This window comes from Ruminococcus sp. AF37-20 (genome assembly GCF_003460465.1).
In the GTDB taxonomy this organism is placed as follows: Bacteria; Bacillota; Clostridia; order Oscillospirales; family Ruminococcaceae; genus Hominimerdicola; species Hominimerdicola aceti.
In genome coordinates, this window is record NZ_QTVE01000001.1 from 236,998 (window position 1) to 261,326 (window position 24,329).

General features: G+C 45.0%; 20 protein-coding genes. 9 read left to right on the forward strand and 11 right to left on the reverse strand.

Translation table 11 applies throughout. The features are described 5' to 3' along the window. The first annotated feature begins 96 nt into the window (after nucleotides 1–96). Both DW015_RS01075 and DW015_RS01080 read left to right on the forward strand, forming a co-directional pair. Entirely contained in the window at nucleotides 97–1,860 is a 1,764-nt protein-coding gene (locus DW015_RS01075; RefSeq protein ID WP_117903564.1) for an ABC transporter ATP-binding protein, read from the forward strand. Further along, entirely contained in the window at nucleotides 1,861–3,636 is a 1,776-nt protein-coding gene (locus DW015_RS01080; protein ID WP_117903566.1) for an ABC transporter ATP-binding protein, read from the forward strand. Between the two features lie 76 nt (nucleotides 3,637–3,712). On the opposite strand, the gene DW015_RS01085 is transcribed toward DW015_RS01080, so the two are convergent. Together DW015_RS01085 and DW015_RS01090 are read right to left on the reverse strand one after the other, a co-directional pair. Further along, nucleotides 3,713–4,423 carry an NAD-dependent protein deacylase gene (locus DW015_RS01085; protein ID WP_117903568.1) on the reverse strand — a complete coding sequence of 237 codons (711 nt, stop codon included), beginning with the start codon at nucleotides 4,421–4,423 and terminating at the stop codon, nucleotides 3,713–3,715. Nucleotides 4,424–4,488: 65 nt separating this feature from the next. Further along, the gene (locus DW015_RS01090; protein WP_117903570.1) at nucleotides 4,489–5,559 is read right to left on the reverse strand and encodes a branched-chain amino acid aminotransferase; all 1,071 of its coding nucleotides are present in this window, start codon (nucleotides 5,557–5,559) and stop codon (nucleotides 4,489–4,491) included. Nucleotides 5,560–5,873: 314 nt separating this feature from the next. On the opposite strand from DW015_RS01090, the gene DW015_RS01095 reads away from it, so the two are divergent. From DW015_RS01095 to DW015_RS01105, 3 genes are all read left to right on the forward strand, one after another. After that, a complete protein-coding gene (locus DW015_RS01095) occupies nucleotides 5,874–7,676 on the forward strand; it encodes a L,D-transpeptidase family protein (RefSeq protein ID WP_242993191.1) in 1,803 nt (600 codons plus the stop codon). 67 nt (nucleotides 7,677–7,743) lie between these two features. Further along, nucleotides 7,744–9,585, forward strand: coding sequence for an excinuclease ABC subunit UvrC (uvrC, locus tag DW015_RS01100; RefSeq protein WP_117903572.1), 1,842 nt, complete (start codon nucleotides 7,744–7,746; stop codon nucleotides 9,583–9,585). Next, complete coding sequence (locus DW015_RS01105; protein ID WP_242993192.1) at nucleotides 9,585–10,877, forward strand: folylpolyglutamate synthase/dihydrofolate synthase family protein; 1,293 nt, start codon at nucleotides 9,585–9,587, stop codon at nucleotides 10,875–10,877. Before uvrC ends, DW015_RS01105 begins: the two co-directional genes overlap by 1 nt. A 42-nt stretch (nucleotides 10,878–10,919) precedes the next feature. Here DW015_RS01105 and glpK read toward each other — a convergent pair whose 3' ends face one another. Together glpK and DW015_RS01115 are read right to left on the reverse strand one after the other, a co-directional pair. Further along, complete coding sequence (gene glpK / locus DW015_RS01110) at nucleotides 10,920–12,401, reverse strand: glycerol kinase GlpK (protein WP_117903574.1); 1,482 nt, start codon at nucleotides 12,399–12,401, stop codon at nucleotides 10,920–10,922. Nucleotides 12,402–12,718: 317 nt separating this feature from the next. Continuing rightward, entirely contained in the window at nucleotides 12,719–14,626 is a 1,908-nt protein-coding gene (locus tag DW015_RS01115; protein WP_117903576.1) for a hypothetical protein, read from the reverse strand. 400 nt (nucleotides 14,627–15,026) lie between these two features. On the opposite strand from DW015_RS01115, the gene DW015_RS01120 reads away from it, so the two are divergent. From DW015_RS01120 to DW015_RS01135, 4 genes are all read left to right on the forward strand, one after another. Then, nucleotides 15,027–15,731, forward strand: a complete 705-nt coding sequence (locus DW015_RS01120; protein WP_022287921.1) for a hypothetical protein — start codon at nucleotides 15,027–15,029, stop codon at nucleotides 15,729–15,731. Nucleotides 15,732–15,792: 61 nt separating this feature from the next. Next, nucleotides 15,793–16,302, forward strand: coding sequence for a hypothetical protein (locus DW015_RS01125; protein ID WP_117903578.1), 510 nt, complete (start codon nucleotides 15,793–15,795; stop codon nucleotides 16,300–16,302). A 35-nt stretch (nucleotides 16,303–16,337) separates the two neighbouring features. Further along, complete coding sequence (locus tag DW015_RS01130) at nucleotides 16,338–16,814, forward strand: peptidylprolyl isomerase (protein ID WP_117876559.1); 477 nt, start codon at nucleotides 16,338–16,340, stop codon at nucleotides 16,812–16,814. 80 nt (nucleotides 16,815–16,894) lie between these two features. Continuing rightward, nucleotides 16,895–18,109: a hypothetical protein gene (locus DW015_RS01135; protein WP_117903580.1), complete on the forward strand. Its 1,215-nt coding sequence runs from the start codon at nucleotides 16,895–16,897 to the stop codon at nucleotides 18,107–18,109. 46 nt (nucleotides 18,110–18,155) lie between these two features. Here DW015_RS01135 and DW015_RS01140 read toward each other — a convergent pair whose 3' ends face one another. The 7 genes from DW015_RS01140 to DW015_RS01170 form a co-directional block, all read right to left on the reverse strand. Next, the gene (locus tag DW015_RS01140) at nucleotides 18,156–18,995 is read right to left on the reverse strand and encodes a prephenate dehydrogenase/arogenate dehydrogenase family protein (protein ID WP_117903582.1); all 840 of its coding nucleotides are present in this window, start codon (nucleotides 18,993–18,995) and stop codon (nucleotides 18,156–18,158) included. A gap of 96 nt (nucleotides 18,996–19,091) precedes the next feature. Next, complete coding sequence (locus DW015_RS01145; protein WP_117903584.1) at nucleotides 19,092–20,381, reverse strand: Sapep family Mn(2+)-dependent dipeptidase; 1,290 nt, start codon at nucleotides 20,379–20,381, stop codon at nucleotides 19,092–19,094. 2 nt (nucleotides 20,382–20,383) lie between these two features. After that, nucleotides 20,384–21,241, reverse strand: coding sequence for a metallophosphoesterase (locus DW015_RS01150; RefSeq protein WP_117903587.1), 858 nt, complete (start codon nucleotides 21,239–21,241; stop codon nucleotides 20,384–20,386). Between the two features lie 15 nt (nucleotides 21,242–21,256). Continuing rightward, on the reverse strand, nucleotides 21,257–22,105 hold the full coding sequence (locus DW015_RS01155) for a patatin family protein (protein WP_117903589.1): 849 nt from the start codon (nucleotides 22,103–22,105) through the stop codon (nucleotides 21,257–21,259). A gap of 116 nt (nucleotides 22,106–22,221) precedes the next feature. Next, a complete protein-coding gene (locus tag DW015_RS01160) occupies nucleotides 22,222–22,740 on the reverse strand; it encodes a hypothetical protein (protein ID WP_117903591.1) in 519 nt (172 codons plus the stop codon). 14 nt (nucleotides 22,741–22,754) lie between these two features. Then, nucleotides 22,755–23,351 carry a cache domain-containing protein gene (locus DW015_RS01165; protein ID WP_117903592.1) on the reverse strand — a complete coding sequence of 199 codons (597 nt, stop codon included), beginning with the start codon at nucleotides 23,349–23,351 and terminating at the stop codon, nucleotides 22,755–22,757. Further along, entirely contained in the window at nucleotides 23,348–23,866 is a 519-nt protein-coding gene (locus DW015_RS01170; RefSeq protein WP_038672045.1) for a MotA/TolQ/ExbB proton channel family protein, read from the reverse strand. The genes DW015_RS01165 and DW015_RS01170 overlap by 4 nt, the downstream gene beginning before the upstream one ends. Nucleotides 23,867–24,329: the final 463 nt, after the last annotated feature.

The following is a 24,329-nucleotide window of genomic DNA, read 5'->3' on the forward strand; positions in this document are numbered from 1 at the left end:
ATATCCCATAGCTTAAAAAGAGTATGGGTTTCATATTTTTATATATGTGCCTATGAGAGCATGAAGTTTAGAAGAATAAAAGGAGAGTGAAAGAATATGTTCCAGCTTCAATGGATATGGCACAATCTGAAAGGCTACCGAAAATTCTATGTAACAGCCCTTGTGCTGTCTATCGTATGCAACGCCTTGTATCTTACCACACCTTATTTCAGCAAAGAGCTTGTGGATAAGTTTCTTTCAAGCAAGGACGCACTTTTCAACCTTGAGCATGAAAGAAAGCTGTTCTGGCTGCTGCTTGCAGGCATGGTGGGCTTTACCCTGCTTAGAACTATCTGTCAGTATACCTGCAACATGACCTATGAATTATCATCTCAGGGCATGATATACAGAATAAGGACACACCTTTTCAGACGTATCGAAAATCAGGATATGGAGTTTTATGACCGCAACCGCACAGGCGACCTTATGACAAGGCTCACAGGTGACCTTGATATGGTGCGTCATGCAGTGGCATTCGTTTTTAAAGGTATGCTTGAATCATGTTCGCTGTTTATAGCTTCGTCAGTTTATTTCTTTATGGTAAGCTGGAAAATGGCACTTCTTCTGCTGGCTGTTACACCGTTCATATTTGGCGTGGTGGTGCTTCTTGATAAAAAGGCAAAGCCGGTCTACGTTGACCTCCGTGAGAAGCTGTCTAAAATGAATACAGACGCTCAGGAGAACATCTCAGGCAACAGAGTTGTAAAAGCCTTCGCCCGTGAGGACTATGAGATAGAAAAGTTCCAAAAAGCCAATAAAGAATATTCTGACGCCAATAAAAAAGCGTCACTGCTGTGGCTCAAATTCTTTCCTTATATGGAAGCTTTCGCAAACGCCTTGTCAGTTATTATGCTCCTTGGCGGTGGATTTTTCCTTATAAAAGGGGAAATAACAATGGGCGAGTATGTTGCTATCTCAGGACTTATCTGGGGCATCGCAAACCCTGTCAGAAACCTTGGTATCTATGTGAACGATATGCAAAGGTTCATGGCTTCTGCAATGAAGGTCATCGAGATATACTATGCAAGACCTATCATCACCGACCGTGAAGACGCAGTTGACCAGACAGAAAGGCTTCACGGAGATGTCGAGTTCAAGGACGTTACCTTTAAGTTTGGCAAGCATATAGTCCTTGACGACGTGAACTTCAAGATAAAAGCAGGTCAGACAGTTGCCATAATGGGCGAAACAGGCTCAGGCAAGACTTCGCTTATTAATCTCATACCAAGATTTTATGATACCAACTCAGGAGAAGTCCTTGTGGACGGTGTGAATGTAAGAAAGCGTAAGCTCTCACAGCTCCGCTCACAAATAGGCATGGCAACGCAGGACGTTCTACTTTTCTCAGATACCATAGACGGCAATATCGCATATGGCGACTCTGATATGTCCGAAGAGGACGTTAAGCACTATGCAAAGCTTGCGGCGGCAAGCGAGTTTGTAGAGAAAATGCCGGACGGCTATGAAACTATCGTGGGCGAGCGTGGCGTAGGTCTTTCAGGCGGACAAAAGCAAAGACTTTCCCTTGCAAGAGCCTTAGCCATAAAGCCTGCCATTCTTATCCTTGACGATACTACCTCCGCCGTGGATATGGAAACAGAAAAGTATATTCAGGACAGCCTTAGAAACCTCGATTTCCCATGTACAAAGATAATAATAGCCCAGCGTATCTCCTCCACCAAAGACGCCGATATGATAATAATCCTCGATGACGGCAAGATAACCGAAATGGGTACTCATGATGAGCTTATCGCCAAAAAGGGATACTATTACGAGGTGTTCAAGCTGCAGAACGACGGCTTCGGAAAGGAGGCGGTCTAAATGGCAAGAAACCGTTATGACGTTGACGAAGTCCTTGAGACCCCATTCGACTTCGCCCACCTGAAACGCTCCTTTGTGTATATCAAAAAATATAAGGGCAAAATGATAACCGCCCTTGTGCTGAGCGTGTTCGCCGCAATATCAGGACTTCTCGGACCGCTCATCACACAGTACGCTCTTGATAATACCATACCGCAGAAAAATATGGGACAGCTCGTCCTGCTAACCCTCGCATTTATCGGCACTATAGCCGTGTCCATAACATTCTCCACCATCCGTTCAAGGATAATGACAGTTGTTGGTCAGGATATAATCTTCGATATCCGTACCGACCTTTTCAAGCATTTGCAGGAGCTTCCATTTGAGTATTACGATAACCGCCCACACGGCAAGATCCTCATCAGAGTTGTAAACTATGTAAACTCCGTGTCGGATATGCTCTCAAACGGTATCATCAATGTTATACTCGAGTGCCTTAATATGCTTTTCATCATGATTTTCATGTTCTTTGTGAATGTGAAGCTGTCATTGGTGGTGCTTTCGGGTCTGCCGATATTTGCAGTCATAATGATGATGATAAAGAAAAGACAGCGTAAAGCATGGCAGGACGTTTCAAACAAGTCCTCAAACCTTAACGCCTATTTGCAGGAAAACATCACAGGCGCAAGAGTGACCCAGATATTCACCCGTGAGGAAGAAAACGCTGAGATATTTGACAGGCTCTCAGAAAAATATCGTAAAAGCTGGATAAACGCCGTGAAGTATTCACACCTTGTTTGGCCTGCTACCGACAACGTTTCTACCCTTGTGAGAGCCGCAATATTCGTGGTGGGTCTGCTGGTTCTGACCCCTGCGGCAGTGAGCCTTGGAACTATCGTTGCCATGACAAGCTATGCTTCAAGCTTCTGGCAGCCTATCATGAACCTGTCAAACATCTTCAATAACTTTATCAACAATATCGCCTACCTTGAGCGTATCTTTGAGACCCTTGACGAGCCTGCCACTATCGCAGACAAGCCGAACGCTCAGGATATCGGTGACATCACAGGCGAGGTAAAATTTGACGACGTTACATTCAGCTATGAGCAGGGCAAAACAGTTTTGGAGCATATCTCCTTTGACGTTAAGCCGGGCGAAAGCGTTGCCCTCGTTGGACCAACAGGCGCAGGAAAATCTACAGTAGTTTCTCTCCTGTCAAGATTTTATGACCTGGACAGCGGTAAAATAACCATAGACGGCAAGGATATAAGTCAGGCGACCTTGCATTCTCTCCGTTCACAAATGGGCATAATGCTTCAGGACAGCTTTATTTTCAGCGGCACTATTTACGATAATATCCGCTACGGCAGACTTGACGCAACGGAAGAAGAAATAAGAGAAGCCGCAAAGATAGTCTGCGCAGACGAGTTCATAAGCGAAATGAAAGACGGCTATATGACCGAGGTCAACGAACGTGGCTCAAAGCTTTCAGGCGGACAGAAACAGCTTATTTCCTTTGCAAGAACGCTCCTCTCCGACCCGAAAATACTTGTCCTTGACGAAGCAACTTCATCAATAGACGCACGAACAGAAAAGCTCCTTCAACAGGGACTTCAAAGACTTCTTGTTGGCAGAACTTCATTTATTATCGCACATAGACTTTCCACTATCAAAAACTGCGATAAGATAATGTATATCGACAACAAAGGCATTGCCGAGTGCGGCACTCATGACCAGCTTATCGCAAAGAAAGGCGAATATTACAAGCTTTATACCGCACAGCATATGGACGAATAAAATAGCATAAAAAACACGGGCGAACACTGCACCACTGCAATGTTCGCCCGTTTGTTATCTCGCTATTTACAAAAGTCTATTTTATCACAATCTTATCCAGCGTTTCCCCCACCTTGTCATGGATAACAAGGTCGCAGGAGCCGTCCATGGAAGTCTTGTCCCGATTTATCAGCACAAGATTATCCCCTTGAAAATATCTCACCATTCCAGCCGCTGGATAAACTGTCAGGGAAGTGCCTGCAATAATAAGCGTGTCGCACTGAGAGATCTCTCTCACCGCCTCCGTCACAGTTTTATCATCAAGCCCCTCCTCATAAAGCACAACATCAGGCTTGATTATTCCGCCGCAGGTGCATTTCGGAATGCCTGTGCTGTTTAAAATATCCTCCGCAGTGTAGAATTTTCCGCAGTCCATGCAGTAGTTGCGGTGTACGCTTCCGTGAAGCTCCAGCACCTTTTTGCTTCCTGCCGCCGTGTGAAGTCCGTCAATATTCTGCGTGATAACTGAAGAAAGTATGCCTGCCCTCTCCATTTCCGCCAGCTTGTAATGCGCCTTGTTAGGCCTTGCCGTCAGACAAAGCATTTTGTCACGGTAAAAATCATAAAATGCCTTTGTGTGCCGCATAAAAAACGTGTGGCTGAGTATCTGCTCAGGGGGATAATCATATTTCTGATTGTAAAGTCCGTCCACCGACCGAAAATCAGGTATGCCGCTCTCTGTTGATACCCCTGCTCCACCGAAAAATACTATCCTGTGTGACTTGTCTATTATCTGCTGAAGCTCCATTTTTATCACTCCTATGAAAAATGCGGCCTATACCGAAGCACAGACCGCATTGATTATTCACGATATTAGTCGATCTTAACGATCCAGCCAAACTCGTCTGGTATCTTGCCCCACTGAATGCCTGTCATTGTATCATAAAGCATCTGTGAAACAGGGCCGATCTTGTTGTTGTTTATCTCCATTACCTTGTCGCCCCACTTAAGATGACCAACAGGTGAGATAACAGCAGCAGTACCTGTGCCGAATACCTCGTCAAGCTTGCCGTTGTCGTAAGCCTCAGCGATCTCCTCGATAGAGATCTTTCTCTCGCTTACCTTGTAGCCCTTCTTCTTGCATATCTCAAGAGCAGACTTTCTTGTGATACCGGGGAGAACAGAGCCAAGAAGCTGTGGTGTAACAACTTCGCCGTCAATAACGAAGAAGATGTTCATTGAGCCAACTTCCTCAACATACTTTCTCTCAACACCATCAAGCCAAAGTACCTGCTCGTAATCCTGCTCGTGAGCTTCTTCCTGACCTGCAAGCGAGATAGCGTAGTTAGCGGCTGTCTTAGCAAAGCCTGTACCGCCTCTTACGGCTCTTACATACTTGTTCTCAACATAGATCTTAACAGGGTTAAGACCGGTTGAATAGTAAGCGCCTGAAGGTGAAAGAATAATGATGAACAGATAGTGGTCAGCAGGCTTAACACCTACATATGGGTCAACTGCGATGATAAATGGTCTGATGTAAAGGGAAGCGCCCTCAGTGTGAGGTACCCAGTCCTGCTCCATTTTAACAAGAGTTTTCAGAGCGTAGAGCATATCCTCTTCGTTTATCTTAGGGATGACCATTCTCTCAGCAGAGTTGTTCATTCTCTTGAAGTTCTCCTGAGGTCTGAAAAGCTGAACAGAGCCGTCAGCAGTACGATAAGCCTTAAGGCCCTCGAATATCTCCTGACCGTAGTGCAGGCACATAGCAGCAGGGGAGAGTGAAAGGTCGCCGTAAGGCACGATCCTAGCGTCATGCCAACCCTGACCTGCGTCATAATTCATAACAAACATATGGTCAGTAAAAATGTGACCGAAACCAAGCTTTGTCTCGTCAGCCGGTTTTTCCTTTGGAGTAGTGGTACGTTCGATCTTGATATCTAACATACAGATCCTTCTTTCTTAAATTAATGATCGGCTCGCCAAACGAACCTATACCACATATATTATAATACTTATTGTGATCTTTTTCAAGAGGTTTTGCAAAAAAAAATTCCTTACCACAGGAAAAATATGCAGGATAACATTTTGAAAACTGCATTTTTATACAACTGTATGAAAACTGTTGAGAAATCGTCATAAAATTGTCTTTATATTGTAGGAAATACTCCTTGAAAAAAAGGTGATAGTGTTGTATAATAGGGTAAAATAAATGTGAAACGAGTATATTATAATAAGGACATATAAGGAAAGGTAATGTTATGAACGATAGAGAAAGAAAGGATAATGATCTTGGCATAGATCTTGAACTTGATACGAAAGGTCTTACCCTCGACAGCGGCGAAGCCGCAAAGCCGCAGGCGCAGAACCGCCCTATGAGCCATGAGGATATGGCAAGAATGATCGCTAAAAATATGGCAATGCAGGACGGCGGCTTTGACGAGCCTATCACTCCCGTAAGAGGAGTTTCAGACTTCGGCGAGGAAACTGTAAAGCCTAAAAAGCCAAAAACGACTGAAACACGCAGTAAAAATGCAAAGCCTGCATCAAAGCAGACTTCAAAGAGCGGCTCAAAGAATGGGAAAAAGAAGAAAAAGAAGTCCTCGTCAGGAAAGACTGTCGCAATAGCAATATGCTCAGTTGTTGGCGTTATGATAGTTGCCGCAGGTGGCTTCTATCTGTGGGGCATGAATTCGTATAAGGATAGATTTCTTGGAAATACATATATAAACGGCATCGAGGTCAGCGGAAAGACCAAGGCGGAAGCCTATAAGCTCGTAAGCGAGCAGGCTGTTATCCCAAAAGCCATCACCGTTACAAAGAAAGACGGCACAACATTTTCCATAAAGCTGTCTGAAATAGGCTATAACGATAATACTCAAAACCTTATCACACAGTATTATACTCAGCAAAACCACTATTCATGGTTCTCTTCTGCCATGAAGCGTACGGATTTCACTTTTGAATCTAAGTTCAAGTACGATAAGGCTAAGCTTGAAAAGGTGCTGAAAAGAAAGGTGCTTGACTCCCAAAGCACAAAAGAGCCTGAGGACGCCTATCTCAAAAAAGGCGACGACAACAGCTATGTTGTGGTAAAAGAAACCACGGGCGACGCTGTGGAGGAGGGTAAGATAGACGAGCTTTATTCCTATGTGGAAAATCAGATTGACGACGGTAGCTTTGACGTTGATATCTCAAAGGCAGATTGCTATAAAAAGCCTGCCATAACAGCGGATATGCTTGAAGAGACCTGCAAGAAGCTCAATAACCTTAACGATATCGAAATAACATTCGATTTTATCTACACCACCGAAACTCTCACAGGCGATACTATCATGGATTGGATAACCTTTGACGAGGATAACGCCGAAGCCGGCTATACAGTTGATGAAGATAAGGCAATGGCATATGTTGAAGACCTTGCAGATAAGTATGATACCTTTGGCAAGGACAGAGAGTTCAAGACCACAAAGCGTGGAACTATAACTATCTCCGAGGGTCAGGGCTGTTACGGCTGGTGGATAGACCAGCAAAAGACCTGCGACCTTATCGTGGACCTTATTGAAAAGGGCGAGTCTGCCGAAACTGAGCCTGTCTACTATGTAAACCCTGACTCAGCCTATGAGTATACCTGCAATAAGGATTGGCGTACAGCCGATAAGGATTATGGAAATACCTATATCGAGGTAGACCTCACCGCACAGCATCTGTGGTATTATAAGGACGGCAAGCTCACAATGGAGTCTGATATAGTTTCAGGCTATCCAAGCAAGTCAAGAAATACCCCTGGCGGTGTTTATAAGCTTTGGTATAAGGAAAAGGGCAAGACTCTGAGAGGTTCAGCCGACGGACAGTCTTATGCTTCCTATGTTGACTATTGGAACAACGTTTCCACTATCGGCATAGGACTTCACGATGCGTCATGGCAGAACGGCAACTTTGGCGGTGAGCGTTATAAGTCAAGCACATGGGGCTCACACGGCTGTATAAATATGCCTTTAGATAAAGCAAAATACGTTTATGAAAAAATAGATATGGGTACTCCTGTATTTATGTATTGGTAAGAGATAACAGCAAGGCAATACGGACAACTCGTATTGCCTTTGCTTTTAGATTCAGTTAGGAGAATTTATGTATATTACAGATGAAGACAACCCACGCCTGCCATTTCTGCGTGATAAAACTTCAAAGCTCACCACCTCACCGGGCTGTTATATAATGAAAGACAAAATGAAAAAGATAATCTATATCGGCAAAGCGAAAAATCTACGCAACCGTGTGACATCTTATTTCAGAAAGGGTCAGGATCACTTGCCAAAGGTGTGGAAAATGGTGTCCCACGTCTATGACTATGACTTTATCGTCACCGACTCTGAGTTTGAAGCCCTGGTGCTGGAGTGTTCCCTCATTAAGCAGTATACCCCAAAGTATAATATCCTGCTGAAAGACGATAAGGGCTATAGCTATATCAGGGTCACAAACGAGGACTATCCACGTTTGCAAGCCGTATTGCAAAAATACGATGACGGAGCAGAGTATATAGGACCCTATACAAGCTCGTTCGCAGTAAAACAAGCCGTTATCGAAGCCAATAAAGTCTTTATGCTCCCTACCTGCACCCGAAAATTTCCGCAGGATTTCAGGAAACAGCGTCCTTGCCTTAATATGCACATAAAGCAGTGTATGGGCGTTTGCACAGGAAAATTCTCCAAAGAGGAGTATAACTCTATAGTCCGTCAGGCGGTGGACTATATCCGAAACGGCTCATCAGATTCAGTTGAAAGACTCACCGATGAAATGAACAAAGCCGCTGAGGAGCTTGACTTTGAGCTTGCCGCAAAGCTTCGTGACCGTATCCAAGCCATACAGAAAGCCGCTGAAAGTCAGAAGATAATCAATGACGATATTCGTGATACTGATATAATCGCCATTGCTCAAAATGGCGAAATGGCGTGTGCCAGCGTTATAATGTACCGTGGTGGCAGACTTTTTGATAAGGCTTCCTATTTCCTTGGCGAAAAAGATGACAGCATAAAAATGCGTGAAGATTTTCTCATGCAGTATTATTCCTCCAAAGACAGCATACCGAAAGATATCCTCCTTGACGAGGATATCACAAACGGCGAGATAATAGAGAAATTTCTTCGCCAGAAGTATGACCATGCCGTGAATATCTCTACTCCGAAAAGAGGACAGTTTCTCCGCCTTACCACCCTTGCTAAAAGCAACGCCACCGAGTATCTCTCCATAAAAGTCGGCAGAACGAGCCGTGAGATAACCGCCCTTGAGGAGCTTGCCAAAGCATTGGGACTTCCCAAGACCCCGAAATATATCGAGTGCTATGATATATCAAACCTCGCCTCTACAAATATGGTCGCAGGCATGGTGGTCTTTGAAAACGGCAGACCATGCAAGAAGTATTATAAAAAGTTTTCTATCAAAACAGTTGCAGAGCAAAACGACTATGCCTGTATGCAGGAGGTCATAGAACGTCGCTTTAGAAACTACTTTGAGAAAACAGACGAGGGCTTTTCCATTATGCCCGACCTTATCTTGCTCGACGGTGGAAACGGCCACGTCAATGCCGTTGAGCCTGTTTTAGAGCGAATGGGTGTGACCTGCCCATTGTTCGGACTTGTGAAAGACTCCAAGCACCGCACAAGAGCCGTTGCCACAGGGGGCGGAGAAATAAGCCTTGCAAAGTGCAGAGCGGCATTCAATCTTGTTACCGCCATTCAGGACGAAGTCCATAGAGTAGCCATAACCTATCAGGCACAGAAACATAAAAAGAATGCCCATAGGCTTGAAATAACCAAGGTCAAAGGCATAGGCGATAAAAAAGCCGCAAAACTCATCACCGAGTATAAGACCAAAGAGGCTCTCAAAAAAGCCACAGTAGAGGAGCTTGCAAAGACCGCAGGTGTGAATATAGACACCGCAAGAGAGCTTAAAGAAATAATAGACGAAATGTAGTGATAGAATTGATAGAAAATACCAAAGACATAGACGAGCTTGAATTTATAAACAGCTTTTCCCATTCAGGCAAGCCGGTGAAAGACCTGTCCAGAATAAAAGCCTTGCTCTCCGACCTTGGCGATCCTCAGGACAGCCTGAAATTCGTCCATATCGCCGGCACCAATGGCAAAGGCTCAATGGCGCAGATGTTCAGCGAGGTCTTTCAGTGCGCAGGGCTGAAAACAGGTCTTTTCACCTCGCCTTATATAATAAGCTATACCGACAGGATAAAAATAAACGGTGTTGATATCCCAAAGCCTGCCCTTGCGAAAATGGCAAAGCGTGTGAAAGCCGTCACCGATATGCACTGCGACCGAGAGAATTTCTCTCAGTTTGAAATAACCACCGCCATAGCTTTCCTCTATTTTGCCGAGGAAAACTGCGATATAGTCGTTCTTGAAACAGGTCTTGGGGGACTTTTGGACAGCACCAACGTTATAAAAACCCCTATTCTCACAGTTATAGGCTCAGTGGACTTTGACCACACCGCTATTTTAGGTGACACCTTGGAGAAGATAGCCTATCAGAAAGCAGGCATTATAAAGCCCCACTGCCCATGCGTTTTGAGCGCAGGCAATGACATGAAAGTCATCAGCACTGTCCGTGAGCAGGCGGTAAAAAATCTTTCTCAGCTGGTTATCCCCGACATCAATCAGCTCAAACTTATAAGCTGTGACGTTTTCGGCTCAAAGTTTGAGTTCAAGGGACAGCATTATGAAGTCACCATGGGCGGCGCACATCAGGTACTGAATGCCATGAGCGTCATAAGCGGCATACGCCTTATCAACGATACCCTGAGAATTCCCCAGGATAAAATTTTTGAGGGCATCAAAAAAGCCCAGCTCCAAGGCAGAGTGCAGATACTAAGCCGAGATCCGCTTTTGATACTGGACGGCGCACACAATCCCGACGGTCTGTCAGCCTTGGCAGGCGTATTGGAGCATTGTGAAAAACACCCATGTTACGCCGTTATGGGAATGTGCAGGGATAAAAACATCACCGAGGCGGTAAAGAAACTCATACCGTATGTAGACAAATTCTACACAGTTGACGGTTTCAGCGACAGAGCCGAAACTGCCTCTGACCTTGCCGACATCATAACCAACGCAGGCGGCAGGGCAGAGCAAAGTCCAAAGCCTGCCCTTGAAATGGCACGTCAGCTAATAAACGAGAATCCTCACGGAGTGAATCTTATATGCGGTTCGCTTTTCCTCTGTGCCCAGGTGCTTAACGAAATGAAAGATATATAACAGAAAGGGCGACCCACCCAAGGTCGCCCGATTTTTTTACCTTTATTCCCTAATAGCTGCCCCGACTGCTTTCTTCCAACCACCTATCAGATCACTGCGTTTGCTCTCGCTCATAGACGGAATAAACTCCCTGAACTTATCCGAAACGCCAACAAGCTCTTCCATGCTTCCCCAAAGACCACAGCCAAGCCCAGCAAGATATGCCGCACCTGTTGCGGTGGATTCCACGTTATAAGGCCTTATGACCGAATGACCCAATATATCAGCCTGAAATTCCATAAGAAAATCGTTGCTTGCCGCACCGCCGTCAGCCTTTATGCTTCCGATAGCCCCAGCGTCCTCCTCCATCGCCCTGAGAACGTCATAGGTCTGATAGCACATAGCCTCCAGTGTCGCCCTGACTATGTGACACCTGTTCGTGCCCCTTGTAAGCCCTGTTATCATGCCCCTGGCTTCGGGCTTCCAGTATGGTGCGCCAAGTCCCACGAATGCAGGCACAAAGTATACACCGCCCGTGTCCTCAACACTTCTTGCAAGCTCCTCGGTTTCTGCCGCTGTGCGTATTATGCAAAGCTCGTCACGAAGCCATTTTACCGCCGCACCCGATACGAATACCGACCCCTCCAGAGCATAATTCACCTTTCCGCCTATGCCCCAGGCAATAGTCGTGAGCAGCCCATGACGGCTTTCCACAGGCTTTTCACCCGTGTTCATAAGCAGAAAACCGCCTGTGCCATAGGTGTTTTTCACATCACCCTCACGGAAACAGCATTGTCCAAAAAGTGCCGCCTGCTGATCCCCTGCACAGCCTGCGATCTTTATCCTGCTTCCGAAAATGTTCTCCTCAGTTTTGCCCAAGTCACCCGAACATTCTTTGACCTCAGGGAGCATACAGCTGGGTATGCCCAAAAGCCCCAATATCTCCCTGTCCCATTCAAGGGTGTGAATGTTGAAAAGCATAGTCCTGGAAGCATTGGAGTAGTCCGTAACGTGTACCCTTCCCCCTGTCAGATTCCATATGAGCCAGCAATCCACAGTGCCGAAAAGTATCTCCCCCTTTTCTGCACTCTCCCTCACTCCCTCGATATTTTCAAGTATCCACTTTATCTTTGTGGCAGAGAAATAAGGGTCGATAAGAAGTCCCGTCTTGTCCTTGAAAAACTTTTGCAAGCCCTGACTTTCCATTCGTGCGCAGTCCTCAGAAGTCCTTCTGCATTGCCAAACGATAGCGTTGTAAACGGGCTTGCCGGTGTTCTTGTCCCAAAGTATCGTCGTTTCACGCTGGTTGGCGATGCCGATAGCCGCCACGTCCTCCGCTGTTATCCCTGCCTTTGCAATGACCTCACGAGCAGAACTGAGCTGACTTTCCAGTATGTCCATAGGGTCATGCTCCACCCAGCCGTTGCCGGGGAATATCTGCGGATATTCTTTCTGTACGCTCGCAACCTTTTCACCCTTTGCATTAAAAAGCACTGCTCTGGAGGAAGTCGTTCCCTGATCTAAAGAGAGTATGTATTCTTTCATAAAATTTCTCCTTATTGCAAAAAAGGGGCGGAAATCCCACCCCTTATAAATCTGTTATCTAAATTTCTAACACTGTTTATTTTCGTACAAAAATGCGCATTGCACTATCATGTAGGGGACGGCGCCCTCGACGTCCCGTCTTGTCGCCTGTACAATCTGCATTATTCGCACAATTTGGTGCGCTTCACAAACCCTGTAGGGAAACGGTGCAATTTCTGCTTTGCAGAAATGCGACGTTCCGCTTGCTCAATGTTTTGTTTACTTATTCTTTTTCGTTACACCACGTTGCGGATATTCTGCCACACTTTATGTCGTCATCAGATAAGCCCCGTGTAAAGCAGTATAAGATAAATGATCAACAAAAGCGACAGAACGCCAAGAAGCTTCCAAACACCCTTTATGGCGGACTTTTCCTGCTTTTTAGCTTTAACAAATTCCTCGATAGCGTCCGGAGTGTATTCTTTGTGCATCTGGCTTCCTACTGTTGGATTGAGCATATCATTGATGTTGATGTTGCGGTATTTTTCCTCACGAAGCTTCTTAGGATCGGTCTCCTTGGTGCTGATGTTATCATATGAAGAATTGAGCAGGCTCTTGTCCATTTTCTTCATGTTGATAGCGTCCATAGAAAGCTCTGCTTCCTCAGGTCTGCCAAGGCTGTCGCCGTTGTCGTAAATATGCTTTGTGTCAACGCTCTTCATAAGCTGATTGTTTGAGCGGTTTGCCCTCAGCATCTTGATAAGAGTGTCGGTGTAGAGGTTTTCCTCTTCCTCAGCCTCGTCAGTAAGGATTATGTCCGAGGTGTCGTTTATTGCCTCGTCAACTGTATCGATAAGGGAAGTAAGTCCCTTGTTCGCCTTCTTGTATGGCTTTTTAGCCGCAGGCTTCGGAGCTTCCGCCGCAGGCTGTGGAGCAGGCTGGCTGTACACAGGTGCTGAAGCTGTCTGCTGTGTAGGCTGTGCTGTCTGAACAGGTGTTGGAGCAGGAGCAGGCTGTGAAACTGGCGGAACAGGAGTAGAAACAGGCTGGCTTGCAGGTGCAGAGCCTGAAATGCCCTCGTGTCCCGGAATAAAGATCTTTCTCTTTCTTATAGGTGAGTTTATCTCGCCGGGAATACCGCTCTGAGCTATCGGCTTTGTGTTGAATACAGGAGCAGACTGGATGTCCTCTGCTTGCGTCGGTGCAGGAGCAGGCTGTGGCTCTGGTATAGGCTGTGGCTCTGGTATAGGCTGTGGCTCTGGTATAGGCTCTGGCTCTGGTGCAGGCTGTACTGCTGCAGGCTCAGGCTGAACGGGAGCTGGAGGCGGAACTACCTTAAGCTCAGGATTTTCCTCAGGCTCGTCAGGTATAGGCTCGCTGTCAGGACCGTCCTCGCCAACGATAGCGTCAGCAGAAATGGAGCTTGCAGCCGCAGAGAAATCATTGCTCTCGATAGCCGAATCCTCATCGCCCTCAAAGTTTATCATTTTGCCCGTGGTAACATCATAGTATTCCTCGCCGTCCTTGACAGCGATCTTGAGCTTCGGCGCAGGCTCGCCCCTCTTAGGCAGGTTAGCCTGTGGAATGTCAATGTCAGGAAATACTTCGTCAACGTCCACCTTTGCGATCTTAAGTATCTCCATTGCGGATCTGCACTTCATAGAGCCTCTTACCATTTCCTTGATAGGAAGCAGAATTATATCGCAGAATGTGGCATAGAAAGACCTCAGCGCGGACATTGAGCTGTCAAGCATATCCTGAGGAAAACGATGGTCAAAATACTTATCCCATTGCTCAGGGCTTGACATTATCATCTTGTCTATGTACTGACAAAGCGGTATCCAAAGCTCCGGCTCTTCAAAATCTCTGTCATTGGTGATGAGCCACATATAACATCTGAGGAAACAGTCATAGCATGAAATATCTCTGAGGTTGAGCATAACGTCATCAATATTCAGGGAAGCCGAAAATATAGGATCAGAGAATGCGAAGCATCTGTATCCGTTGCTGGCGATCTTTGCATAAGCCGTCTTCAGATCCTTTTCGGAACGGGAGAAAGGCGGCAGAAAATCAAAATCATAAGGCGTTTCATAATCAGCCGTGTCACCTTTAGCCGCCATATCAAGCAGCTTTTTGTATGTGAGCGTGACATCAGCAGTAGGAGTGTCAACGGCTATGCCGAGCACCCTGAAAGGATTGCAGGCAAAAAGTTCCATTGCCGTTACCCCAAGTGACGGTCTTGTCATAAATATATCCTCCTCCATGAATTTACTTCATATATACTTAAGCTTTTACCTTTTTTATTCGTGTTGTCTTCTTCATGATCGGGTATTTTTGTGTATCTTTATGCCAAAAATAGTTTTCTTAAACTAATTTGTTTTTTGTTTTTAATTAACAAAATAAATAACTTAACAAATATAGTATAGCAAATATTAGTATAAATTACATTAACTAAACGTGAATTTTATATTTGTATTATATTAATACGAAACAAAATGCACAAAAAGAGTTTAAAAAATCGTACAAAAAGTAACTGCCAAAAGGTTTGCAATTTTGGTGAAAATATTGTATAATAAATAAGTATAAGATGTCAGGCATAAAATGCCGATATCAGATCATCATGCCAATAAAAAAGGGGGAGATCTTATGGGTCTGTTCAGCAGAAAAAGCTCCGAGCCCAAAACATCGACACAGCCTAAAAAGCAGCAGATAAATGCTGATGATATATGGAACACGCCTGTGAAGAGAGCAGGCGGAGATACGGCTTTTGTAAAGGAGTCCAGCAGCGATAAGGTACACGCTGAGAAGATAACCGATACCATAGAGCCGGAAACTATCCGCAGCAAGATGGAGCAGCTTGAAAAAGAGCTGGCTGAAAAGAAAAACGATCCCGTAAAGACCTATGCCGACTACGACGTGAACCCGGTAGGACAGGCTGAGATAACCGATGCCCAGAGCGAGTATGAAAAGCTTTATGAGGAGGAACACGCAAGATTTGTAGCTTCTCATAAGGAGGATATAAGCGTGGCGTCCGTTGAGGGTATCGACTCAAAGCTTGAGGAGATATATAGGATACATGACGAGAAAGTGGCTCAGGAGAAGCGTGATACAGGCAATATCGAGGCCATAAGTGCAGAGACCACAGCTGCAAAGGTGGCTGAGCTTCCTTATGCAAAAAAGCCTGAGGACTATGCAGAGTATAAGGATATAAAGGGAATATCCGTCGATGAGGCTCTTGTGGAGGGTCTTGGCTCTGTTGACCACAGTGAGGACGACGATGCTATCGGCTCAGTATCGGAAGAGTTTTTGGCGCAGAAGGTGAAAGAATTTAACGAAAAATATGGCAGATGATCGGGGGGTAAAGGCAGTCATTAGGGGTATTGCCAGAATAAATTGAATTGGAGAGATAAAATTGAAGATCAATACCGATAACCCTATCATAAAGTTTTCAGGCAAAGGCAAGCCGTTTCAGTATGATAAGCTGCTTTATGCTACATTAAACGAGTATATACTTGATTATAAGAATGCAAGACTTGATAAGCTTACCGATCAGGACGCTTCTATATGCCTTGCGAGAATAATAAGAAAAATGGAAGTCAATGACGTTCCTGTCCAGCAGTTTTTCCATGAAGAGCTTGAAAAGTGGAGCGAGCATACCAACTATGAGAAGATACTCAGACTTTGCGAGCTTATGGCAAAGGATATCTTCGGCTGTTTTGATAAGAACAGAGATGACGGCAACGGCGGCTTCTATAAAACAGACAGACTCTATTGCGTAAATAATGACGGTGAAAGAGATTATATCGTCTGTGACGAGCTTGAGAAAAAGGGACTTTTCAAGAAAGTTCCAACTCCTGTCACATTGTATTTCAATGATCTTATGGAGAAAAATAAACGTGGCGAGCTGCCAAAATCCAAGTAAATTTTGTATTAACAGATAATAAGGAGAGTATTAACATGGTAAATATAGAAATGGCAAACGGAAAGAATATCAAGATCGAGCTTTATCCTGACGTTGCGCCTATCACAGTTGCAAATTTTGAGAAGCTTGTTAAAGAGGGCTTTTATGACGGACTTATTTTTCATAGAGTTATCTCAGGCTTTATGATACAGGGCGGCGACCCGACGGGAACAGGCATGGGCGGTGCAAAAGAGAAGATAAAGGGCGAGTTTCTTGCCAATGGTGTTCGTAACGACCTCAAGCATACAAGAGGCGTTATCTCAATGGCACGTTCAGCAATGCCAAATTCAGCAAGCTCACAGTTCTTTATCATGCATCAGGACGCTCCTCACCTTAACGGTCAGTATGCAGCATTCGGCAAGGTAGTCGAGGGCATGGACGTTGTTGACGAGATCGCAGCAGTTGACGTAAATTTCAACGATAAGCCGCTTGTAGATCAGGTCATGAAGAAAGTAACTCTTATCGAGGACTAATAAAAAGGAAAATCATGGGCTGCGGTCTTTATGGCGGCAGCCCTTGTTTACGGCAAAAAACAATATCAGGAGAGTAAATAATGGATTTCAAAAAAGTAACAGTGGGATTTTTTGCAGCGGTCATGGCAATGACCTCAGTGTGTTTCGCTGATCCCGAAACGCCTGTGACAACCGATGTGCCGGTCACAGATCCTGTACCGGAAGCGACCACTACCGCTCAGCCTCAGCAGGAGGACACTGAAACGACTACAACTACCACAGCTCAGACATGGGAAACCACCACATGGGGAACTACCACATCTTATTCTTATGTTCCGGACACTCCGACTTCTACGCCGACAGTTGTAAAGCTTGTGGTCAGCGAGGTAAAGGATAAAAAGTTCACAGCGAAAATAAATATCCAGTGCGACCACCTTATCTCAAATGCCTCTATCTCCGTGGGCTATGACGATAGCCTTGTAGAGTTTGAAAAGTGCGAAACCAACGATAAAGCAGGGGGCATGGCAGTTGACAATGCCTTTGCAGGGAAGTTTGTATATAACTATGTGAACGCAGACGGCACAGACTTTGACGGTGATTATGCGACCCTCCATTTCAAAGTCGCAGACGAAAAGCTCACCTCAACAGTGCTTTATCTCACAGTAAATTCCCTTGATGACGAAAACCTCAATGCCATATCAAATCAGGTAGAGAACGGTATCGTCAAGTATCAGGACGCTGCAGACGTTCAGCAGGACGACAGCGATTATATCGAAATAGACGTTGACTATTCCAAGTATCCTATCGCTCCCGAGGATATAGGACTTACAGATGTTGACAGCGTAACAGTAGCCAACGGCGAAGTGCTTATATTCGAGGACGGCAAGTTCCAGACCCTCAGCACAGGCGAAACAAAGATAGATATTGTTTATAAGGACGGCTCAGTAGGGCATTTTAAAATAGTGATAAAAGAACCTGAAGCCGTGAAGCTTGAAAGCTCAGAAGCAGAAGCGACCTCAAAAGCCGCAAGTCCGGTGTCGGAAGAAAAGAGCGGTTCATCAATGGGTGTTATTATTGGCGTGGTCTGCGTTTTGTGCGTAGCTCTTATTGCCGCTGAGTATCTTATGATAGTGAAAAACAAAACAGTAGGCGACAATAAGTCAGCCAACAAGGATAATGATAAAGATATCCACGATACAGACGAAAGCGACGATACCAATTTGTCCGAGCCTGACGAACCTGACGAAAATGAAGAGCAGGAAGAAACTGATAATACAGACGACGATACAGACACAGATAAAGACACAGAAGAATAAACAAAAAGCGGTGCAGAGAATTGAACTCTGACACCGCTTTATTTTATTATTTGCTATTATTAGACAATTCCTTAAGCTCTCGACCCTCTTTAAGCAGGTCATGCAACCTTTGAGCGTCATTATTTGCAATGGCATCACGATACTCCGTTAATCTTGCGATTATATGCTCTATCTCGTCCACCAGTGGACCACGGTTCATAAGGAAAAGCTCCGTCCACATATCTTCGTTGAGTTTAGCCACTCTCGTAAGGTCTTTGAATGACCCTGCCGAAAAGCCTGCCTGCTTTAAAAGACTAGGGCTTTTTACATAGGAGCTTGAAACAACGTGAGCAAGCTGAGAAGTGAATGCAATAACGCTGTCATGCTCCTCAACGTTTGATACAACGACCTTTGCAAAACCGATATTATATGCAAGCCTTGATATATCCTGCACTACCCTCATAGGCGTTCTGTCAGTAGGCGTCATTATAAAGCTTGCTTTTTCAAAAAGATTGTCCACCGAGTAAGCAAAACCCGAAAATTCACGTCCTGCCATAGGGTGACAGCCGAGGAAGTTTACGCCGTTTTCAATGCAAACGCCCTCTACGGCTCTGACAATCTCGCCCTTTACACCGCAGGTGTCAAGAACGATACCGCCTTTTTTGAACTTGCCTGCGTTCTCCGTGATGAATTTTATGGTAGCCTCAGGGTGAAGTCCCACAATAACAACGTCACAGCCTGCAAGGTCGTCAATGGCCATTTCACCGTCGATAGCCTCCTGTGCCAGCGCCCCTGCTATCGTTCCCCTGTCAATATCTATACCGAAACAGCTTTCATGAGTGTTCTTTTTTATTGCCTTGGCAAGCGAACCGCCTATAAGTCCAAGTCCAACTATACAAATCTTCATTGTCCGTCATGCTCCCTTTGCTTTTACGCTTTTAAGCTTTTATGTAATAAAGTATACCACTAAAATCACACTTTGTCAAGAGCCATGCACACCCTATTATTCACCGCAAAGCTCTGCAATAGCGTTTGCGTACATATTCAGATTTATTTTGAAAGTTTCCATGGAAATATGCTCGTCAGCTCCGTGCATATTGTTGTTTTCCTCAGGAAATTCCGCACCGAACGCAACACCGCCCTTTGTGTTGTGAACGTAGGTTATTCCGCCCTCTGCGATACATTTTCCCTTTTCGCCCTTGACCTTTTCGTAGACCCTTAACAAGGTCTGAACGAACTCACTGTTTTCGTCCACATAATGCGGCTCCATGCCGTCAAGCTCGTCCACCTTGAAGCCCTTGCTCTCCAGTGCGGAAGTTATGATACCGCTTATCTCAGCAAGCGTCTTGTCAATAGGGAAGCGTATGTCGATACCGCCATGAAGCCTGCCACCCTCAGTTTTAAGGATAGTCAGCGCACAGGTCATCTCGCCTGATACATCGTCTGAAAAACCAAGACCGCAGGACTTTCCGTTGCATTCTCCGTGTGGGAAAAGCTCAGCCAACCCACCAAGGAGAGCATTTTCATTTTTGTATTCTGCCACAAATTTTGTCACCGCATTGTCGCCGTTTTCAGGTCTTGACCCGTGTGACGATTTTCCTTTGATGACCTTCTCACTGTCGTCGGCAAACTTTACAATGCACTTGTCCGGGATAGCATTTATAACGCTTCCGCCCTTTATTTCAGCTATCTTATCGTCTGAAAATTCAGCAGAGAATGTAAGATGCACCATGCCCTTTTCGCAGTTGAGCACAGGAAAAGAGCCGTCAGGGGTGAACACCATTTCAGGGAAAGGCTGTTTGCTTTCATAATATTCCATGTCCTCACAGCCACCCTCTTCATTGCCACCGAAAATAACACGGAAGTTCTTTTTTATAGGAATGTTAAGCTCTTTGATAGCCTTTACAGCCCACAGCACCGCAACGCTCGGACCTTTGTCGTCAATTGTTCCTCTGCCGAAAAGTTTTCCGTCAGCTTTAGTCAGCTTGAAAGGCGGATAGCTCCAGCCCTCGCCTGCGGGAACAGTGTCAAGATGTGAAAGCACAGCAAGCTTACATTCTTCCTCAGGGTAAAAATCACCGTGAACAGCATAGCCGTCAAAGTCCTTTGTTGTCATGCCGAGCTTTTCAAGATAAGCCTTTCCCCAGTCAAGAGCCTTGCGAGAACCCTCGCCAAATGGCTTAACAGGGGCGTTTATGTCACCAACGCTCTCGATAGAAATAATCTCGTCTAGGTCACGAAGTATCTCCTCCATGTGCTTGTCAAAATATTCTGCAAATTGTTTCTGATACATATTTATTCCTGCCTTTCAAGTGTGCAAATCATTATTTCCGATGGATTATTAAGCCTGAATTTACCAAGCCCCGCCGTAACAGCAAGCTTTGCCAATCCCTGTTCAGCGTCAAGTTTGTAAATCCCCTTTGTGTATCGTGGAAAGAATTTCCGTTCAGGAGAAAGTATTCCGCCAATAAAAGGCAATCTTATAACTCCCCCGTGGCAGTGACCCGAAAACGTCACATCTGCTCCCCAGTCCGCATAAGCACGGAAAGCCAGCGGTGTGTGCGAAAGCAAAAAGTTACATTCGCTCCTGTTAGGCTCGCCTAAAAGCTTTGTAAGCTCGTCCTTTGTGATCTGCGGCAGGTCGTGATGTGAAAAATCTTCGTTGCGGTAAAATCTTTGTGGAAGCTGAGTGCCGTATATATTGATGTGATCCTCGCCTATTTTTATCTGCTCCATGTTGTTTCTCAGAATGTGTACTCCACATTCGGTGAGCTTCAAAGCAAGAGCTTCGGCATTATCCATGTTGTCAGTTTCATGGTTACCGAAAATATAATAGGTCGGTGCAATATGTTTTAGCCTTTTCATAAGGGCAAGCTTCGGTATCATGTCCGTTTCATCACGGCTGTAAAGATCACCTGCAAAGAAAATAAAGTCAGGCTCGGCGGCAATACAGGAATTTACCAGATTGTTAAAATTATCCCCGTAACGCTTCTTGTGAAGATCTGCAAGAAGAAGTATCTTTTTACCAACAAAATTCTCAGGAAGCTTTGATACTTTCAGTTTATATTCGTTCACTCTTAGCTGTCTGTTTGAAATAAGCATATAACCGCCCAGAAATGCGGCGGCAACAAAAAGCGGCAGCTTGTATGACATTTTATTACCTCATTCCTACTTGCAAAGATATTTTTTCAGATCGTCCATTGCCCATTTTGCGTGGGCGTAGCCGTAATCATAAAGCTTTTTCAGCTTTGCAGGGTCGCCCTCAGTCCTGCCTACTCCGAAGGTGGTCTTTGGTGTGAAAACAAAGACTTTCCCCTCCGCTTTAAGCTCCATAAGCTCTGCCATACATTTGTTGTATCTTTCGGCTCTTGTGGTAAGGGCTTCGGCAAACTCAGGGTGCTTGTGATAATATTTCATGGCAAGCTTTGTGGCAGGCTCTTGGGTCTTAACATAGCCCTTTGGTCGGGTCAGCACAACGATATTTTTGTCACAGCCTGCTTTTATTGCCTGTAAATACGGTATTGAATCTGATATACCGCCGTCCATATATTTTTCTCCGTTTATCTCTATCTCAGGAAAAAGCAGAGGAAGCGCACAGGTTGCTCTAAGCAAATTCCAGTGGGTGTCATCTTTTGGCACGTCCATATACTCAGCCTTGCCGTTTTTTACGTTTGTAACAACTGCACAAAATCTGCCCTTGAAGTTTCTGTAGGCTTCATAATCAAAGGGAAGCTCAACATTAGGCACAACATTGTAGGCATAATCAAGGTTATAGTAGCATCTATTTTTGGGGTCGATAAGATGTCTTGCACCCATGTATTTTTTTGTTCCCATGAACTCAGTTGCAAGGCGAAGATTTCTGCCTATCTGACCTGAGCAATAGGAGATGCCGAATGCCGCTCCTGCCGAAACGCCTATAACATAATCGGCTATTATTTTATCCTCCAGCAGAGCGTCCATTATTCCGCAGGAGTAGACAGTCCTGCTGGCTCCGCCCTCTAATGTAAGTCCAAGCATATAATTACCTCTGTTTCTGAAAAGAGGACGGCTTGACCGTCCCCCAATTTTATTTTATATCTGTATCCTTTAAAATTATGCAGAAAACGGGCGAAGGATGTTCGCCCTTACAGTTTTTATCTTACGGCTTCAGATGTTGTGTCTGCCCTGCTGTTATCCAAAGCTGAATTATCAAGAACTGTTTCTGTGAACTCTCTGCCGTCGTCGGTAAGAGCCTTTTTCAAGTCATCCATAGCGTTCTTTGTTGCGTTGTCGTCTGTTATCCTTACGATAACATTGTCACTCATAAGCTTCACTGTGGAAACAAGACTTTTAAGATCTACCACACGCTCATCGATTATATAAGTGCTTCCTGAAACCTTGATGTCATAAAATTCCTTTGGCACTGCTGTTGTTGTGGTAGTAACGGAAGTTTCATTGGAGGAAGCACTTACGTCCTTGCCGTCCCCTGAGCCTTCGCCTTTTCCGCCGCCTAGTCCAAGTCCAAGATACTGCATTATAAGAATAAGCGCCGCAATGATAATAACGATCAGCATGATACCAAGAAGCTTTTTCTTCTTTTTCTTTTTTTGCTTTTGTCTTTGTTTTTCAAGGTCACTGCGGTAGAGCTTTTCAACATCGTTCTGAATACTCATTTTTATTGTCCTTTCTATTTGGAAGTGTTTATGTATGTAAAGTAAACATTTTCGTATTTGTCTGACACAGCCTGCACAGCGTTTTCAACTATTCTCATGTTACGATAAAGCACAGCGTCACCGTCATAGACCACTGCCGCAAGCATTACTTCACCGTCTGCTGCACCGAGTCCTTCAAAAAGAGATATGAGCCTGCCTGAGATATCTTCATCAGGGGTCACGGTCATAATATCCTCATCATTTCGGGAAATATACAGCTTATCAGTGCCGTTTTCATTTCGCATATCAAGTGATATGAGCATACCTTGAGTGTAGCCGTCAAGCGCCTGCTGATTTTTTGCGGCATTGCTGTTAATGCTCTCAGCCTTTTTGTATGCTTCATCTATCTGCTTTTGCATATCCTCACGGAGATTTTTTAACTCGTCAGCGGACTTTTGCTTCTGCTCCTCAAGCTGTTGAGTGACAGCCTGCACCTGAGCTTTTGCGTCCTCTTTCTGACTGTCGGCAGATGCGGAAACATCGGTCATGACCCAGAAAAGCATTATCATGATAACATCGAGCAGGGAAGTCAGCTCAAGGACTATGCCCTTATTTTTCCTGAAACCATTCATGGCTGTTCACCGCTTTGGGAATGTTCAGCGTTGTTTCTTTCAAGATAGAGCTGAACATTTTTCTCGTTATCCTCTATTTTTGCAGAGATTATGCCGTCAAGAAATTTGAAGATTATAGCAAAAACAAGTCCCCAAAAAGTGGAGGTCAAAGCGCCATAGAAATTATCCTGAACGTTTGTCATATCGCCCACCATACCGAGGAGGGAGATAACAGTGCCGAGTATACCCAAGAGAGGGAAAATCCCTGTGAGATTTACGAACAGAGAATAAAGGCTTCCTGTGCGGTTGCGCATAGAAACGATATCTGTTTCACGAATGCCCGAAATATCGCTGTCAGCCTGACGGCGGGAAGCGCCTGAGTCGGGAACGAAGATGTTAAGATGAAGCTTGTTGTAGAGAACATCAGCCGATTTTTTAGTGAAATAAAAGACGAGGGCGGTCGCGACTGCAACCAAGAAAATTATCATGTCGAAGCCGAAAAAGTTCATAAAAATTACGGAAAAGAGTTTTTTCATGGATAAGACCCCCTATAGAGATAATGATAGCACATTTTGAGGTAAATTGCAAGATGTGGGGGAGAGATTTTAGTGAGGAGGGGAGGAATGAGGAGTGAGGAATGAGGAGTGAGGAATGAGAAATGAGGAGTGAGGAATGAGGAATGAGGAATGAGCATAGCAGACCAAAGTAAATTGCAAGCATAAAGTAAAAATAAAGCACCGAGCGAAGCGAGCAAAAGGTCCAGGGACACGTCCCTGGTCAGGGTCAAGGGGTGAAACCCATTGTGGGTACAGGGCAAAGCCCTGTCGGAGTTTGAGGCAGAGCCTCAATCGGCGCAAGCCGACAAGGTGCAGATTTAATGAAAAATAGCATATAGAAGTCAGATATTAGATGAAAGTGATATCGGAGTATAAAATCTGCACCGCCTTTCTAGCCCTAAGCGCAATGTAGATACGCAAAGAGCGGAGCGATTTTGCGGAG